15 protein-coding genes are annotated in these 13117 nt (G+C 68.0%); 9 read left to right on the top strand and 6 right to left on the bottom strand.

Features of this window, described 5'->3' with window-relative positions:
• Window positions 1–28: 28 nt before the first annotated feature.
• The gene (locus BLV57_RS38305; RefSeq protein WP_091298393.1) at window positions 29–562 is read right to left on the bottom strand and encodes a GNAT family N-acetyltransferase; all 534 of its coding nucleotides are present in this window, start codon (window positions 560–562) and stop codon (window positions 29–31) included.
• Between the two features lie 115 nt (window positions 563–677).
• Between BLV57_RS38305 and BLV57_RS38300 the strand changes: the two genes are divergently transcribed.
• Window positions 678–2129: an SdrD B-like domain-containing protein gene (locus BLV57_RS38300; RefSeq protein ID WP_176968996.1), complete on the top strand. Its 1452-nt coding sequence runs from the start codon at window positions 678–680 to the stop codon at window positions 2127–2129.
• Between the two features lie 50 nt (window positions 2130–2179).
• Here BLV57_RS38300 and BLV57_RS38295 read toward each other — a convergent pair whose 3' ends face one another.
• A complete protein-coding gene (locus BLV57_RS38295) occupies window positions 2180–2527 on the bottom strand; it encodes a YybH family protein (RefSeq protein ID WP_091298389.1) in 348 nt (115 codons plus the stop codon).
• A gap of 70 nt (window positions 2528–2597) precedes the next feature.
• On the opposite strand from BLV57_RS38295, the gene BLV57_RS38290 reads away from it, so the two are divergent.
• The 6 genes from BLV57_RS38290 to BLV57_RS38265 all read left to right on the top strand — a co-directional run bounded on the left by BLV57_RS38290 (window position 2598) and on the right by BLV57_RS38265 (window position 6798).
• Window positions 2598–3500 carry a LysR family transcriptional regulator gene (locus BLV57_RS38290; protein WP_091298387.1) on the top strand — a complete coding sequence of 301 codons (903 nt, stop codon included), beginning with the start codon at window positions 2598–2600 and terminating at the stop codon, window positions 3498–3500.
• A gap of 65 nt (window positions 3501–3565) precedes the next feature.
• Window positions 3566–4735: an endonuclease gene (locus BLV57_RS44455; protein ID WP_091298385.1), complete on the top strand. Its 1170-nt coding sequence runs from the start codon at window positions 3566–3568 to the stop codon at window positions 4733–4735.
• Between the two features lie 21 nt (window positions 4736–4756).
• Window positions 4757–5617: an XRE family transcriptional regulator gene (locus BLV57_RS38280; RefSeq protein WP_143047261.1), complete on the top strand. Its 861-nt coding sequence runs from the start codon at window positions 4757–4759 to the stop codon at window positions 5615–5617.
• Between the two features lie 120 nt (window positions 5618–5737).
• Window positions 5738–6040 (top strand): hypothetical protein, encoded by a 303-nt coding sequence (locus tag BLV57_RS38275; RefSeq protein ID WP_091298380.1) that lies wholly within the window; start codon window positions 5738–5740, stop codon window positions 6038–6040.
• Window positions 6037–6297: a hypothetical protein gene (locus BLV57_RS38270; protein WP_091298377.1), complete on the top strand. Its 261-nt coding sequence runs from the start codon at window positions 6037–6039 to the stop codon at window positions 6295–6297. The genes BLV57_RS38275 and BLV57_RS38270 overlap by 4 nt, the downstream gene beginning before the upstream one ends.
• A gap of 135 nt (window positions 6298–6432) precedes the next feature.
• Entirely contained in the window at window positions 6433–6798 is a 366-nt protein-coding gene (locus BLV57_RS38265) for a hypothetical protein (protein ID WP_091298375.1), read from the top strand.
• A 51-nt stretch (window positions 6799–6849) separates the two neighbouring features.
• Here BLV57_RS38265 and BLV57_RS38260 read toward each other — a convergent pair whose 3' ends face one another.
• From BLV57_RS38260 to BLV57_RS38250, 3 genes are all read right to left on the bottom strand, one after another.
• Entirely contained in the window at window positions 6850–9759 is a 2910-nt protein-coding gene (locus tag BLV57_RS38260) for an alpha-L-fucosidase (RefSeq protein ID WP_091298372.1), read from the bottom strand.
• A gap of 88 nt (window positions 9760–9847) precedes the next feature.
• Entirely contained in the window at window positions 9848–10969 is a 1122-nt protein-coding gene (locus BLV57_RS38255) for a pentapeptide repeat-containing protein (RefSeq protein WP_143047260.1), read from the bottom strand.
• 52 nt (window positions 10970–11021) lie between these two features.
• Complete coding sequence (locus BLV57_RS38250) at window positions 11022–11660, bottom strand: hypothetical protein (protein WP_091298368.1); 639 nt, start codon at window positions 11658–11660, stop codon at window positions 11022–11024.
• Window positions 11661–11769: 109 nt separating this feature from the next.
• Between BLV57_RS38250 and BLV57_RS38245 the strand changes: the two genes are divergently transcribed.
• Complete coding sequence (locus BLV57_RS38245; RefSeq protein ID WP_091298365.1) at window positions 11770–12180, top strand: nitroreductase/quinone reductase family protein; 411 nt, start codon at window positions 11770–11772, stop codon at window positions 12178–12180.
• Between the two features lie 53 nt (window positions 12181–12233).
• On the top strand, window positions 12234–12602 hold the full coding sequence (locus BLV57_RS38240) for a hypothetical protein (RefSeq protein ID WP_143047259.1): 369 nt from the start codon (window positions 12234–12236) through the stop codon (window positions 12600–12602).
• A gap of 129 nt (window positions 12603–12731) precedes the next feature.
• Here BLV57_RS38240 and BLV57_RS38235 read toward each other — a convergent pair whose 3' ends face one another.
• Window positions 12732–13115 carry a PPOX class F420-dependent oxidoreductase gene (locus BLV57_RS38235; protein WP_091298361.1) on the bottom strand — a complete coding sequence of 128 codons (384 nt, stop codon included), beginning with the start codon at window positions 13113–13115 and terminating at the stop codon, window positions 12732–12734.
• Window positions 13116–13117 lie beyond the last annotated feature (2 nt).

The raw sequence follows: 13117 nt of genomic DNA, 5'->3' as shown, positions 1-13117 counted from the left end.
AACCGGCCGTACCACTCACGACCCCAGATCACGGGGAGACCAGTTCGCCCGCCAGCAGGTCCAGCAGCAGGCCGTCGTGCCAGGTCCCGTCGGGCCCGCGCTCGTAGCGCCGCATGACGCCGACCGGCTTGAACCCCAGCCGCTTGTACACCCGGATCGCGGCCTCGTTCGACGCGGCCGGGTCGATCACCAGCCGGTGGTGACCGCGCTGCTCCAGCAGGAAGGCGGCGAGCGTGTGGATGGCGTCGGCGCCGATGCCGCGGCCCTGGAAGTCCGGGTGCACGGCGATGTCGATGCCCGCGTGCCGGTACTGCGGATCGTCCTCCTCGAAGGCCAGGATGATGCCCGCGATCCCGTCGTCGGCTTCGATCGCGAAGCAGGTCGTGTCTTCGTCGGCGTCGAGCAGGTAGGCGACCTGCTCCGCGACACCTTCCTCGGCGTCGCCCCACCAGCGTGCGACTTCGGGGTGGCCCAGTATCTCCTGGAACCGGGCCGCGTCGGAAGCGCCTGCGGGGCGGAGGCTGACTTTGCCGCCGAAGAGGGGCTTGTCGGTCACAGTCATCGGTGTCTCCTACCGTGCTGTTGGTCCTGACGCGATCAGCTTGCCTCCCGATGACGTCTTGGCGCCAGGTCAATCCCCATTTAAGCTGATGAAACACTGCGTCGGGGGACAAGCGGTGCCACTCTATGGGGGAGTTAACTTGGTTGCGCCCACTTCGCGGCGGCTTTCCGCCGCGCTCGCTCTCGCTGTGACTTTCGGTGGGGTCTCCGCCATGCCCGCTTGGGCGGCCGAGGGACCTGATCTGCGGGTTACCGCCTCAGTCGAAGGTTCATACGTCGTCGGCCAGACCGTTCCGATCAAGCTCACGGTCACCAATGTGGGCACCAAGACCGCCACCGCGGCGAAAGGGCGGAGCACGTTCGTCTCCGGTTCGAAGTTGTTCCTGCCGTCGTTCGAATGGAAGGAATTCAACCCGGCCCCGCCGAATACCGGTGCGACGCTCGCACCCGGTGCCACGAAGGAACTCGTTCTCAAAGCCCAGCTTGACAAATGGGGTGGCGGTGACGCCACGGTCAAGCTGGCGGTCACCACACCGGGTGACGTGACGCCTGCTGACAACGAGGTCGTGCTGACCGTGCCGATCGTGTCGCCTGCCACGAAGGGCACCGTGAGCGGAGTGGTCTACGGCGACGCCGACCGGGACGGGCAAGCCGGTGCCGGAGAGGTGCTCAAAGACGCTCACCTCAAGCTGACCGGCGACCGCGCCACGCCGGCCATCGAGGCGACCACCGATGAGCAAGGGCGATTCAGCGTCGCTGAGGTTCCCGCGCGCCTGTACAGCCTCGATTACCTCGTATTACCGGGAGGTTGGGTCGGCGGCACGATCCAGGTGGCCGTTGACGGCTCGGGCAAGAGCGAGGATCTGCGGCTGCGTGCCGTGCGGCCACTGACCGAAATCCTCAGCGCGAAGGCCGACTTCCACGAGGACTCCTACCAGCCGGGCGACGTGGCCCATTTGACGATCACGTTGACGAACAGTGGCACGGCCGATCTGAGGACCATCCACGCGGGCTGCGACCACGTCGGCCATCAAGCGCACCTGAAGAACTGGGACGACCCCGCGTATTGGGGAGACCTGGCCATTCCGGCGGCCGGCGTGACGGTCGCCGCAGGCGAGACGAAGTCGTTCGAGGTCAGTGGAACTGTTTCGCAGGCGGCGCTGGAAGACGGGACAGTCTATGTGGCCTGCGATTTCAGCGACGACCCCTATTACAGCGGTGACACGCCGTCGATCTACGAACGAGCACGCGTGCCAGGGCTGACCGCGAACGCGCACGGAACCGTCTATCAGGACCTCAACGGCAACGGTGAGGTCGACCCCGGCGAGCCCGTCGAGGGTGTGCAGGTCGACCTCCCCGATCCGCAGACCGGTGAGGTGCTCGCCTCGGCGACCTCCGACGAGCAAGGCACGTTCGCCTTCACCACCGCGCCGCGCGGCAACTATGCCCCGATCGTGCGGGCCCCATGGTCACTCGTCGACGAAAGGGAGTCGGTTGTCGTCGCACCGTACGCCGAGTCATGGGACCAGCCGCTTCGCGTGACGACAAGCGATTCCGGCAGGCGATGACGCCGAGGCCCCGTGTCGCTTTGGGCGGCGCGGGGCCTTCGCAGGCCGGGTCAGTGGGTCTCGGGGCGGTCGAGGACGCGGAGCCAGGTGCCGTCGGGCTGACGGCGCGCGACCTGCACCCGGCCGCCCGTGCCGTCCGAAGGCCGGGTCGAGGTCAAGGCGAGGTCGCCGTAGTACAGGGTCGGCAGCGGCTCCTCGACCTTGAACTCCGGCTTCGCGGCGATGAGGCCTTCGAACACCGCGCGGATCGCGTCGCGGCCGACGGTCTCCTTGCCCGGTGGGAAGGCCAGCACGGCGTCGGGGGCGTAAAGGTCGGCGATACCCGCCGCGTCCCCGGCGTTGACCCGCTCGACGATCAGGCGGGCGAGGTCTTCGGGGGTCTTCGCTGTCTTGGTCATGGCTCCAGCCTGCGGCCGATCGAGCCAGAAGTCCAAGAGCTGGATCGACTGGTCGCTAGAATCAGTGCTTATGGAACTTCGGCAGCTCGAGTACTTCGTCGCGGTCGCGGAGGAAGCGAACTTCACCCGTGCGGCCGAGAAGGTGCACGTCGCACAGCCCGGGGTGAGCGCGCAGATCCGCCGTCTCGAACGGGAATTGGGGGAGACGCTGTTCGATCGGTCCGGCCGCACGGTCACGCTCACTGAGGCGGGCGCCGCGGTCCTGCCGTACATGCGGGCCGCGCTGGAGGCCGTCGCCGGCGCGAAGCAGGCGGTCGACGAGCTGACCGGGCTGCTGCGCGGCCGGGTCGCGGTCGGCATGGTGACCTCGTGCCGGGCGGGTGATCTGCCCGATCTGCTCGCGGACTTCCACAAGAACCACCCGGCCGTCGAGATCACGTTGTCCGAAGCCAATTCCGACGTGCTCGTCGCGTCGCTGCTGGCCGGTGCGCTCGACCTCGCGCTGATCGGTTCGGTCACCGGGTCGGTGCCAGGACTGGAAACCTCGATCGTCACCGACGAGCCCATCGTGGCCGCCGTCGCCCGGAGCGACTCCTTCGCGGACCGCGCGGCCGTTCCGCTCGTGGACTTGCGGGACCGGTCGCTCATCTGCCTGCCCAAGGGGACCGGGATGCGCGCGGCGCTCGACGAAGCCGCCGCGGTGGCCGGGTTCGAGCCGCGAATCGCTTTCGAGGCCAGCGATCCCGGTGTGCTCGCCGATCTCGCCGGGCGCGGGCTCGGCGTGGCGATCCTGCCGTCGTCATTGGCGGAAACCCGACGCGACCTGCATTCGATGTCGATCACCGAGCCGGGACTGCGCGGCACGCTCGCACTCGCCTGGCGTGCGGAAGGACCACGCGGTCCGGCCGCCCGCGCACTGGTCGAGCACGCCCGCTCGCCACGTGCTGGTTCCTCGATCGCCTCAAATCGTTAACACTATAGAGTGAATTTCTGTGGCACTCTCACCCCGACCTGTCACACGGGGAGAGGGAGCCGCTCATGCCGGTTCGTCGCTGGAAACCGTTGTCCCTGCTAGTGACCACCGTGGTCGGAGTGGTGGTCACGCTCCAGCTGACCACCAGCGCGACCGCAGCCACCTCGCTCACCGTCGGACAGGCGATCGGCCAGCAGACCGGCGTGAGCGCCACGGTCCGCGGGTATGTCGTCGGCCAGCCCACCTCGACCAGCACCGTGATCCGCTCCGGCTTCCCGAACGACTACGCGCTCGCGCTTGCCGACTCCGCGGCCGAGACGAGCACGTCGAAGATCCTCTACGTCCAGATCACCTCGGGTTTCCGCGCCCAGTACGGCTTGCAGAGCAACCCGGGCCTGATGGGCAAGCACCTCGACGTGACCGGCAAGCTCTCCGCGTACTTCTCGCACGCGGGCCTCATCTCGACGACCGCGTTCGCGCAGGTCACCGGCACGCCGCCGAGCAGCTCCACGACCACCGCGCCGCCGACGACCACGACCAGCGCCCCGACGGACGACTACTATCAGAACGCGCTCGGCAAGACCGGCCCCGCGCTGCGTTCGGCGTTGCACCAGATCATCAGCACCAACACCAAGATCAGCTACGACCAGGTGTGGGACGCGCTGAAGGCGACGGACCAGGACCCGGCGAACCCGAACAACGTCATCCTCGTCTACAGCGGCCGTTCGCAGAGCAAGAGCACCAACGGCGGCGGCGTCAACGACTGGAACCGCGAGCACGTCTGGGCCAAGTCGCACGGCGACTTCGGCACCGCGACCGGTCCCGGCACCGACCTGCACCACCTGCGCCCCGAGGACGTCTCGGTCAACTCCGACCGTGGCAACAAGGACTTCGACATGGGCGGCAGCCCGGTTTCGGAAGCACCCGGCAGCTACACCGACGCCGACTCCTTCGAGCCCCGCGACGCCGTCAAGGGCGATGTCGCGCGGATGATCTTCTACATGGCCCTGCGCTACGACGGCGGCGACGGCTTCGCGGACCTGGAAGTCGACGACGTCGTCAACAACGGCTCCGCGCCCGCCATCGGCCGGGTTTCGGTGCTCAAGCAGTGGAACCGGCAGGACCCGCCCGATGCCTTCGAGCAGCGGCGCAACCAGGTCATCTACGACACCTACCAGCACAACCGCAACCCGTTCATCGACCACCCCGAGTGGGTTTCGGCACTCTGGGGCTGAGCGCGCTGGCATTCTGTGCCGGTGACGCTAGAGCCACGACCTGAAGAAGCGAGCACCCCGGCCGAGTTCGTCGCCGCGTTGAACCGGCTCCGGCTCTGGTCGGGGTTGACTTACCGCCAGCTGGAAGGAAAAGCCGCGGCCGCCGGTGACGTGCTGCCGCCGAGCACGACGGCCACCGCGCTCGGCCGGACGACACTGCCGCGCGAGCAGCTCGTCGAGACGTTCGTGAAAGCCTGCGGTGCCGACCCCGAAAACTGGGTGGCCGCCAGGAAACGGCTGGCCATGGGCCCGGACGCCGCCGCGCCGGAGCCACCATCGCGCGAGCGGCGCCGGCTGTGGCCGCTGCTGCTGGCCGCGGTGGTGCTCGTGGCGGCGGGTGCCGTCACCACGGTCTTGCTGCTCGGCGAACGGGGACCGCTGGAGACAGGCTTCTATCACCTCAAGCCCGCCCACATCCCCGACCGGAACCTGTGTTTCGGCGAGGGCAGGGAACGCAACGGCCGCACCGACCGCCCGCTCGCCGTGCAGCGCCCCTGCGCGGATGTCGTGCCTGCCACGAAACTGGTGGCGGTCGGCACCGGCGTGTACGAGGTCCAGTGGCATCACCCCCAGATCGGCATCGGCTGCCTCTCGGTGGACGACGCGGCGCTCGGCGACGGCGCGCTGCTGTCCCCGCACGACTGCACCGGCGCCGCGCATCAGCGGTTCCTTCTTGATCCGGTGGACATCCCGGTGCCGGGCGGCTTCCTGTTACGCCCTGTGCACAGCGGTCTGTGCGTCGGCGTCCTCGGCGGCTTCGCCGAAGTCAGCCCCGGTGCCGAAGCCGTGCAAACCCCGTGCACCGGCAAGGCCGATCAAGAGGTGCTGGTCGAACCGGCATAACCCCAGTTCGGGACTGTTCCGAACAGATCCGAACGGCGTTTTCCGTTGCCTGGCGCCGGAACCCGGCGGCAGGGTTCGGGTCGAGCGGTGTTCGCTCGACTCGAACCACTGGGAGGTAACGTGAAGTCACTGATCGTCGGCTCGGCGGCGGCAGTCGCCCTGAGCCTGGCCGTCTTCGCGCCGCAGCAGGCAGCGGCGGCGCAGGGCTATGAATGCCCGCGTATCCACACCACGGGCAAGTACGCCTACACCTGGTGCCGCGTCTACAGCGGCCAGGTACGCCTGCGCGCCGACTGCAACGGCGCGCCCGACAAGTACTCGGAGTGGATCCGCCCGATCGCGGGCAACCCGACCCAGCGCCTGCAGGCGGGCTCCTGCGTCTTCGGCGTCGGCGGCGCCAGCAGCATCGAGTGGCGCCCGTGAGGCGCTTCCTGGTCGCGCTCGCCACCACCGTGGCACTGCTGGCGCCCGCGGGCGCCGTCGCGGCGAGCACGACCGGAACCGAGGCCAGGTACAGCGTCACGGTGTCCTGCCAGCTGGTCAGGATCGCGGACAACAACGTGGTCGGGGTGATCTACGGATCGGGCACCGGCACGACGTACAACAGCGCGTTCAAGAACGCGGTGAAGGACGCCAACAACGCCGTGCCGTCCGGCCACTACAAGCGGCACTGCCACTGAACGGACGTCGCCGGTGGGGCCGGTCCCACCGGCGACGTCTGCTGGTACGCAGTCACGTTCGCGTGACGGTTCTCGGCCCCCGGTAACCCTTGTCAAGCCTTCACGACTTCTCCAAGCAACGGCGAGGAGGAGTCGATGAGGCTGGTGCTGGGGTTCGCGCTTGTCCTGCTCCTCGCCGGCTGCACGACGCCCCGAAAACCGGTCACGGCCGAACCGCCCGGCAGCCCGTCATCGCCGACAACGGTCGTCGTGGTCACCTCCACGGTGCCCGCGCCACCGAGCACGGCGACGGCACCCGCGTTGACCCGGACGATTTCCAAGCAGGTGAGCCAGACGCGGCAGCCGCCGATGTTCGGCTACCAATGCCGGGATGGCGACGAGAAGAAGTACGAAGTCTGTGCCGGGCACAAGGCGTGGGTCGATGGGCAGCTCGAGTTCGCCAACTGCCTGAGCAGTGGCGGAACCTGGGACATCGAACGACAGGTCTGTGTGCGGAAATGACTCGTGCGCGTTGCGGGCGGTTCTAACCGCCCGCAACGCTCACGAGCCCTTCTACCCGATTGAGATGCGGTCGAGGTCCGGAGCGCCTTCGGTGTCGTTGAACAGCTTGATCGTGTTGGCGCCCGCGTTCAGCGTCACCGTGAGCGTCGAGGTCTGCGGGGTCGTGTTGCCCTGCCCGTTCGTCTTGACCTCGGCGGGCGCGCCGCCGTTGACGCTCACGAAGTACGACCGGGGGCCGTTCACCGTGTAGTCCAGGTACAGCGTGTACTGCCCGGCCGCGGGCACGGTCACGTTGCCGAACTGCGCGAAGGCGATCGGCGAACCGCCGATGTTGCGCACCTTCTGGCCGCCGGAGCACTGGCCGCAGTTCGTCACGCCCGAGTCGCCGATGTCGTTGGCCGAGTCCTCCGCCTCGCGCATGAACACGCGGTCGGCCGGGCGCAAAGCCACGCGCAGCGGCTTGGACGCGGTCAACGCCTTGCCGAGGTTCAGGAACGACGCGGTCACCGGGATGTCGGCCGCCGTGACGTTCTGACCGGCGGGCGAGGTGACCGTCCACGTCGCTTCGAGCGTCTGGCCCAGCCGCAGCGTCGACGCCGTCGCCGGAGCGCCCGCCAGCGACCAGCCCGCAGGGAGCACCGGCGCCAGCTTGACCTGGTCGAGCGCGTCGTCGACGTCGACGCGCAGCTTCGCGCTGACCTTGATCGACTGCTGGCCGGAGGGCAGCCACTGGATGCCGGCCGGATTGACGGTCAGCGTCGTCCGCGGCACGTACGACGCCGGGGGCAACGGCGCGACCGCGATCCGGTCCAGACCGGGGCCGTTGCGGTCCTTGCTGAACACGGTCACCTTGTTGGCACCAGCCTTCAGCGGCACCGACACCGCCACCGGCGATGGGACGTCCGGGATCCCGGCCGCCTGCACGTCGACCGGCGCTGCGCCGTTGACGCTCACCGAGAGCGAGCCGGAGCCGGTGGCGCCGAGTTCGAGCCGGTAGTCGCCCGCCGTGGCGACGGTGACGTCGTCGTAGGTGACCGCGTTGCGCTGCCCGTTGCCGAGCCCGGTGACCTGCAGCGTGCCGGAGCAGGCGTCGCACCAGCCGAGGTGCGCCGAGCCGTCGCGGTCGTTGTGCCACGACTCGGCTTCCAGCGGCACCTGCGGCTGGAAGAACGAACCGGCGTACTCGTAGCCGACCTTGATCTCGTCGATCGCGAGCTGCTTGTCGAAGCGCGGCGCCTGCGGGCCGCTCCAGGTGTTCAGCACGTCGAGTTTGATGAACCGCGCTCGCTGGTCGCCGATGTCGATGAACTGGACACCGCGCGCGCTCGGCATGGCCGACACCTTGACCGGCCGGCCCCAGTGCCTGCCGTCGTCGCTGACCGAGACCTGGTAGTCCATGATCCGCGCCGAATCCTCGGGGCGGCCAAAGGATTCCCGCGCGTAGGTCGGCGACGCCTCACGCTGGTTCACCGCGAGATAGCGGGCGGGCTTGCGCCGTCCGAGGTCCAGCGTCAGCGAGACCGGGGTGTGCGCGTCGGAGTCCCAGAAGTTCTCGAAACTGCCGTCGACGAGGTTGCTCGCCGGGTTGCCCGCCTTGCTGGCCGAAGCCGTCGCCTTGATCGACGACTGCGGGTAGAACCCTTGCTGGCCCGAGGTTTCCACCTTGAAGACGGTGTCGTAGGTGTCCCAGTTCTTGATGCCGAGGATCGTCAGGTAGCCGCCGGACTGGCTGAACCTCAGCCGCTCGCCGGTGCGCTGGTCGCTCACCCGCTTGACCTGGTAACCGTTGTCCCGCAAGCGAACCTGGTCCGTCCGCGGCCTGGTCAGCACGTGCAGGTACTGCGTCTTCGCGCCGGGCTCGACGGTGATCACGCCGTGTGCGCCGTCGTTCCAGAACCCGGGCTGCATGCCGCCGTACATGTAGCCGCCGCCCTCTTTGCCCTGCAGCGAGGACTTGATCGGCGGGGTCCAGCTCGCCATGAAGTTGTTGAACTGCTCCTGCTGCGGCGGGAACTTCCCGTTCACCATCGGGGTTTCCGCCATCAGCGACTTCATCGACGAGCCCGCGTTGGTGATGTAGCGCCCGGTCGAGAGCCGCGTGTCGACCGGCGAGTCGCCGCCGCTGTACCACCAGTCGCCCGTGGTCGGCAGCTTGTAGTCGGCCTCGGTGAGCCGGGGCATCGGGGTGAACGCGGCCTGCGGGTAGTCATAGGACGGCGTCATGCCGGTCTTCTGCTCGTTGCTGACCGTGTCCATGATCGGCGTGTCCTCGTTGTTGTTGCTCAGCAACCAGGACGGCCTCTTCGCTCGGATCTGTTCGTAGAGCTTGTTCTGCTCCCAGTACTCGTTGTCGTTGTCGATCCAGAACCCGGACAGGTCGCTGTAGCGCTCCATGACCTCGAAGAACAGGTCGTAGCTGTACTTGCCGAAGCCTGGGCGCGTGGTCAGGTCGACCTGCTCGCCCTTGTAGGCCGAGTAGCCGGCCGAATCGAGCGTCTCGATGCCGGTTTCCTTGTGCCACTGCGGATCGTCGGTCATGTACAGGATGATGTGGACACCCTTGGCGTTGCCCGCCTTGATCAGCTCGCCGAGCAGGTCGCGCTGAGTGGCGCAGCTGCCGGGGATCTTCGACGGCCACGGCTTCGCGTAGCCGAGCCTGCTGTGGAACGTCGCGAGCACGATGTACGAGGCGCCGAGCTTGGTCGCCTCGTCGACCCAGTACTCGGGGGTCCAGCCGCCGCCGGTGACGTCGCGCTCCCACTCCGCGCAGTTCAGGTGCCGTGGCGCGGTGAACATCCCCCAGTGCAGGAACAGGCCCGCGGTGGAGTCGCGCAGCCACTGCTGGCGCGGATGGTGCACCTCCGCGTTCGCCGTGCCGACCAGGCTCGTCAGCAGGATGAGGACGGCCAGTAAAAGCCGCAAACCGGACCTTGCCGTGCCACGCCGCACAGGGTTTCTCATGCCATCGGACCTCTCGTAGGCTGACGAGAGGTCCGATGATTGCGTCTAGGTGTAGGCCTGGTCAAGGGCTAGGTCGCCCCGGGATGGCCTAGTCGTCAGATGACTGTGCGCCATCTGGCCGAAACTGCGCCACCTCGGGCGGCGGGTTCCCGGTGAACGTGACATCCGGGAACCGGGCGCCGCTCGCGAAGGTCGTCCCGGTGAACCGGGCCGGTCCGCGGAACCTCGAGCCGTCGAACCTGGGCGCCCGGGTGAACCGGGCCCCGCTGAAGCCCGCGTCCTTGCCGAACTCGACGCCGACGAACCCCGCGCCTTTGACGAACACCGAGTTGTCGAACTTGGCGGTGGCGCCGAACGTGCAGCGGTCGAACCTGGCGGTGTGCGCGAACCGGGTGTTGCCGAACCCGGCCTTGCCCGCGAAGGCGATGTCGGTGAACCCGGCGCGACCTTGGAAATCGGCGCTCTCGAAGCCCGCGTCGCTCTCGAACTCGGCCTTGGTGAACCAGGCGTCGCCGGTGAACTCGACGTTCGTGAACCAGGCGGTGCCGGTGAACTTGGTCTTGGTGAAGAACCCGCCTCGCACCCGGCAATGCGACAGCCGGAAACCGTCCAGCACGGCGCCGGAGAGGTCGAGATCGGTGTCGGGCCAGAACTTGTCGGGGTTCTCGCTCGGGCTGAGGTGGGTCACCAGGATGCGCTGCGCGGTGAGCCGCACCTCGCGTTCCTGTTCGTCCGTCAAGGACGGCATCCGCAGGTACGCGCAGATCACGTCCACAATGGTCTGACGCTGCCCGTGATTGCCCTGCGCGAGCCGTTCCAGCGCGCGCAGCCCGGCGAGCCGGACCGGCGCCTTGTCCGAGCCGAGCTGGTCGGCGGCCTTGATGTAGAGGTCGGTGATCCGCCGTTCGATCGCGTCCTCGCGGGCGTCGTTCGCGATCTGCTCGGCGAGCAGGTGCGCCTCGTGCTTCTGCCGCAGCTCCAGCTCGGTGGACCGCTGCTTGCGCGCGGTGAGCAGCAACGCGACCGCGCCGCCCGCGCCGACCACGAGCGTCCCGCCGGTGCGGATCGCGTCGAGCTGCGTGGTGCCGACGCTCAGCTTCAGCAGCAGCCACGTCACCACGACCGCGATGACGACGAGGAGCAGCCCGCCGATCAGGATGGCGCGCTGCGACAGCACTTGCGGGGCAGGCTTTTCGGGTCGCTCGCTCACACCACACCATCACGCGTCGGATCACGGGGAGCGTGAACCTAGCACGCCGCGATCACGGCGCCGGGAACTCCGCCGCCACCTCGGCCACGGTGTTGAGCAGCTCGGTGCCGGGATGCCCGCCTCCGGGCGCCGTCTCGGCGACGACGAGCAGCGGCCCGCTCTGGCGCGAGGCGTAGTGATGGCCGGTGAAGTCCACCCCGGCCAGGCCGAGAGCGCTGCTCGCGAGCGGTGAGATGTCGCCGGAGCCCTGGATGTCGATGATCCACTTGAGCTTGCCGGTCGTCTCCGTCTTGGCCATCTTCACCCAGGCGACCGACACCACGACCGTGTTGCCGCTCGTATCGGCGACGGCCAGCAGCAGGCGGTCGAGTGAGCGGCACGGGTTGTGCGCGAAGAAGTCCCGGACTTCGCTGAACGAAGCGGCCACGCATTTGAGGTCCCGTTTGGCCGTCTGCTTGAGACTCTTGAGCCCGAGACGTTTCCAGGCTTCGGCGCGATTTCCCTTGCGCGCGGCCTCTTTGCTCGAGGACTTGCCTTTCAGGCTTTGGCTCGCGGCCGATTCGACGGCCGCCCCGCCGCCTCCGCCGCCGCTGTGGAGCGCGACGATCAGCGCGACCAGCGCGGCGCCCGCTCCACCGCCCCGCGCGACCCAGCGGCCTTTCTTGTCGCGCGGCTGATCCGGTCTTCCCATTGGTGTGCTCCGTCCCCTCGCGGCCGGAATCACAGATCATCCGCCACGCTCGCGGCCGATTCACCGAAAACCGGAGTGAGCCCCCCGAACAGAGCAGTAGCGTGTATTCATGACCGAAGCTCGGCGTAAGCGCGTCCGCCTGCTCCAGAAGTACGTCATCAACCCGCCGCTGAAGGCGCTGACGTTCGCCGGCAAGCTGCCGGGCCACGTCCTCCTCGAGACCAAGGGCCGCAAGACCGGCAAGCCGCGCCGCACGATCGTCGGCGTCCAGCGCGAAGGCTCGACGCTGTGGATCGTGGCCGAGCAGGGCCGTTATGCCGGTTATGTCGCCAATATCGCCGCCGAGCCGAAGATCCGCGTGCGTCTCGACGGCCGCTGGGCCGACGCGAACGCCGTCGTGCTCGACGACGACGATGCCGACGCGCGGCTCGCGTCGTTCGACGACCAGAAGCATGCCGGCATGGTGCGCAAGTTCGGGACCTCGCTGCTCACCGTCCGCGTCGACCTCCACCTGCCATGAACCTCGATATCCACAGACAGGTGATGGACGCTGTGGGCGACTGCTCTCGGCCGTTGGAGGAGTACCTGCGCGCTCTGTGGGCTTTGGGGCGTGATGACTGGGATCGGGAAGCCTGGTCCGAGGAGGCGTTCGTCGAAGTGGTGACAGGTGCGCTCAGTTCGCACGTGCCGCAGTTCGACGAAGTGTGGCGATCCGCGGACTTCGTGACCGGCCTTGGGGGTTGGGAACGGGTGATCTTGTCGCAGGTCGTGGAGCTGCGCGACATCGAGGCGGGGGCGGACGCCGGCCGTTGGAACAATCTCTCCGTCGCGACATATCTGGAGTGCGCGATGGCGGCAGCCTTGGACGGCGTGGGTGAACTTCCACCCCGCACGGGGGATCAGCTGGCGGATTTTCTCATTCATGGTCAGCGGTACGAGTAACTGATCAGCTCGACGCTCTGTAGGACGACTGGGCGCGTCTGGGTTGCCGCTCAAGGTCTCGGGCACGAGCGTTTCCCTCACCTGGTACGGCAAGGGCTACATCGACACTGTGACCGAGACCTGGCGTGCCTAGCTGATCCGGTCGGCCTGGATGGTGAGGATCAGCCGGACCTGATCGCGCCCGCCGTACCAGGAATAGGGCGCGCCCGTGTAGCGATGCGCCAGCTTTTCGATGTGCTGGCGCGCGCCGTCGGTCGTCATGCGCAGCACCCGGCCGCGGATCGCGTAGTAGCGGAAAGGGTTGTCGGGGTCGACGACGTTCAGCGCCACGCGGGGGTCGCGCTCGATGTTCCTGATCTTGACGAAGCCCTGGACGCTGTTGATCAGGATGTGCTTCCCGTCGGTGTCGCCCCAGGTCTCGGTCAGGTGCGGGGACCCGTCGGGCATCGTGGTCGCCAGGAAGCACGGGCTGGGCCGCTGCAGGAGCGCGCGTAAGTCACTGGGTAAGTCCATGC

Origin of the sequence: Amycolatopsis xylanica (genome assembly GCF_900107045.1) — a bacterium.
Lineage (GTDB): Bacteria > Actinomycetota > Actinomycetes > Mycobacteriales > Pseudonocardiaceae > Amycolatopsis > Amycolatopsis xylanica.
The sequence above is the reverse complement of the archived record's forward strand: the minus strand, read 5'-3'. Positions and strand labels throughout refer to the sequence as shown.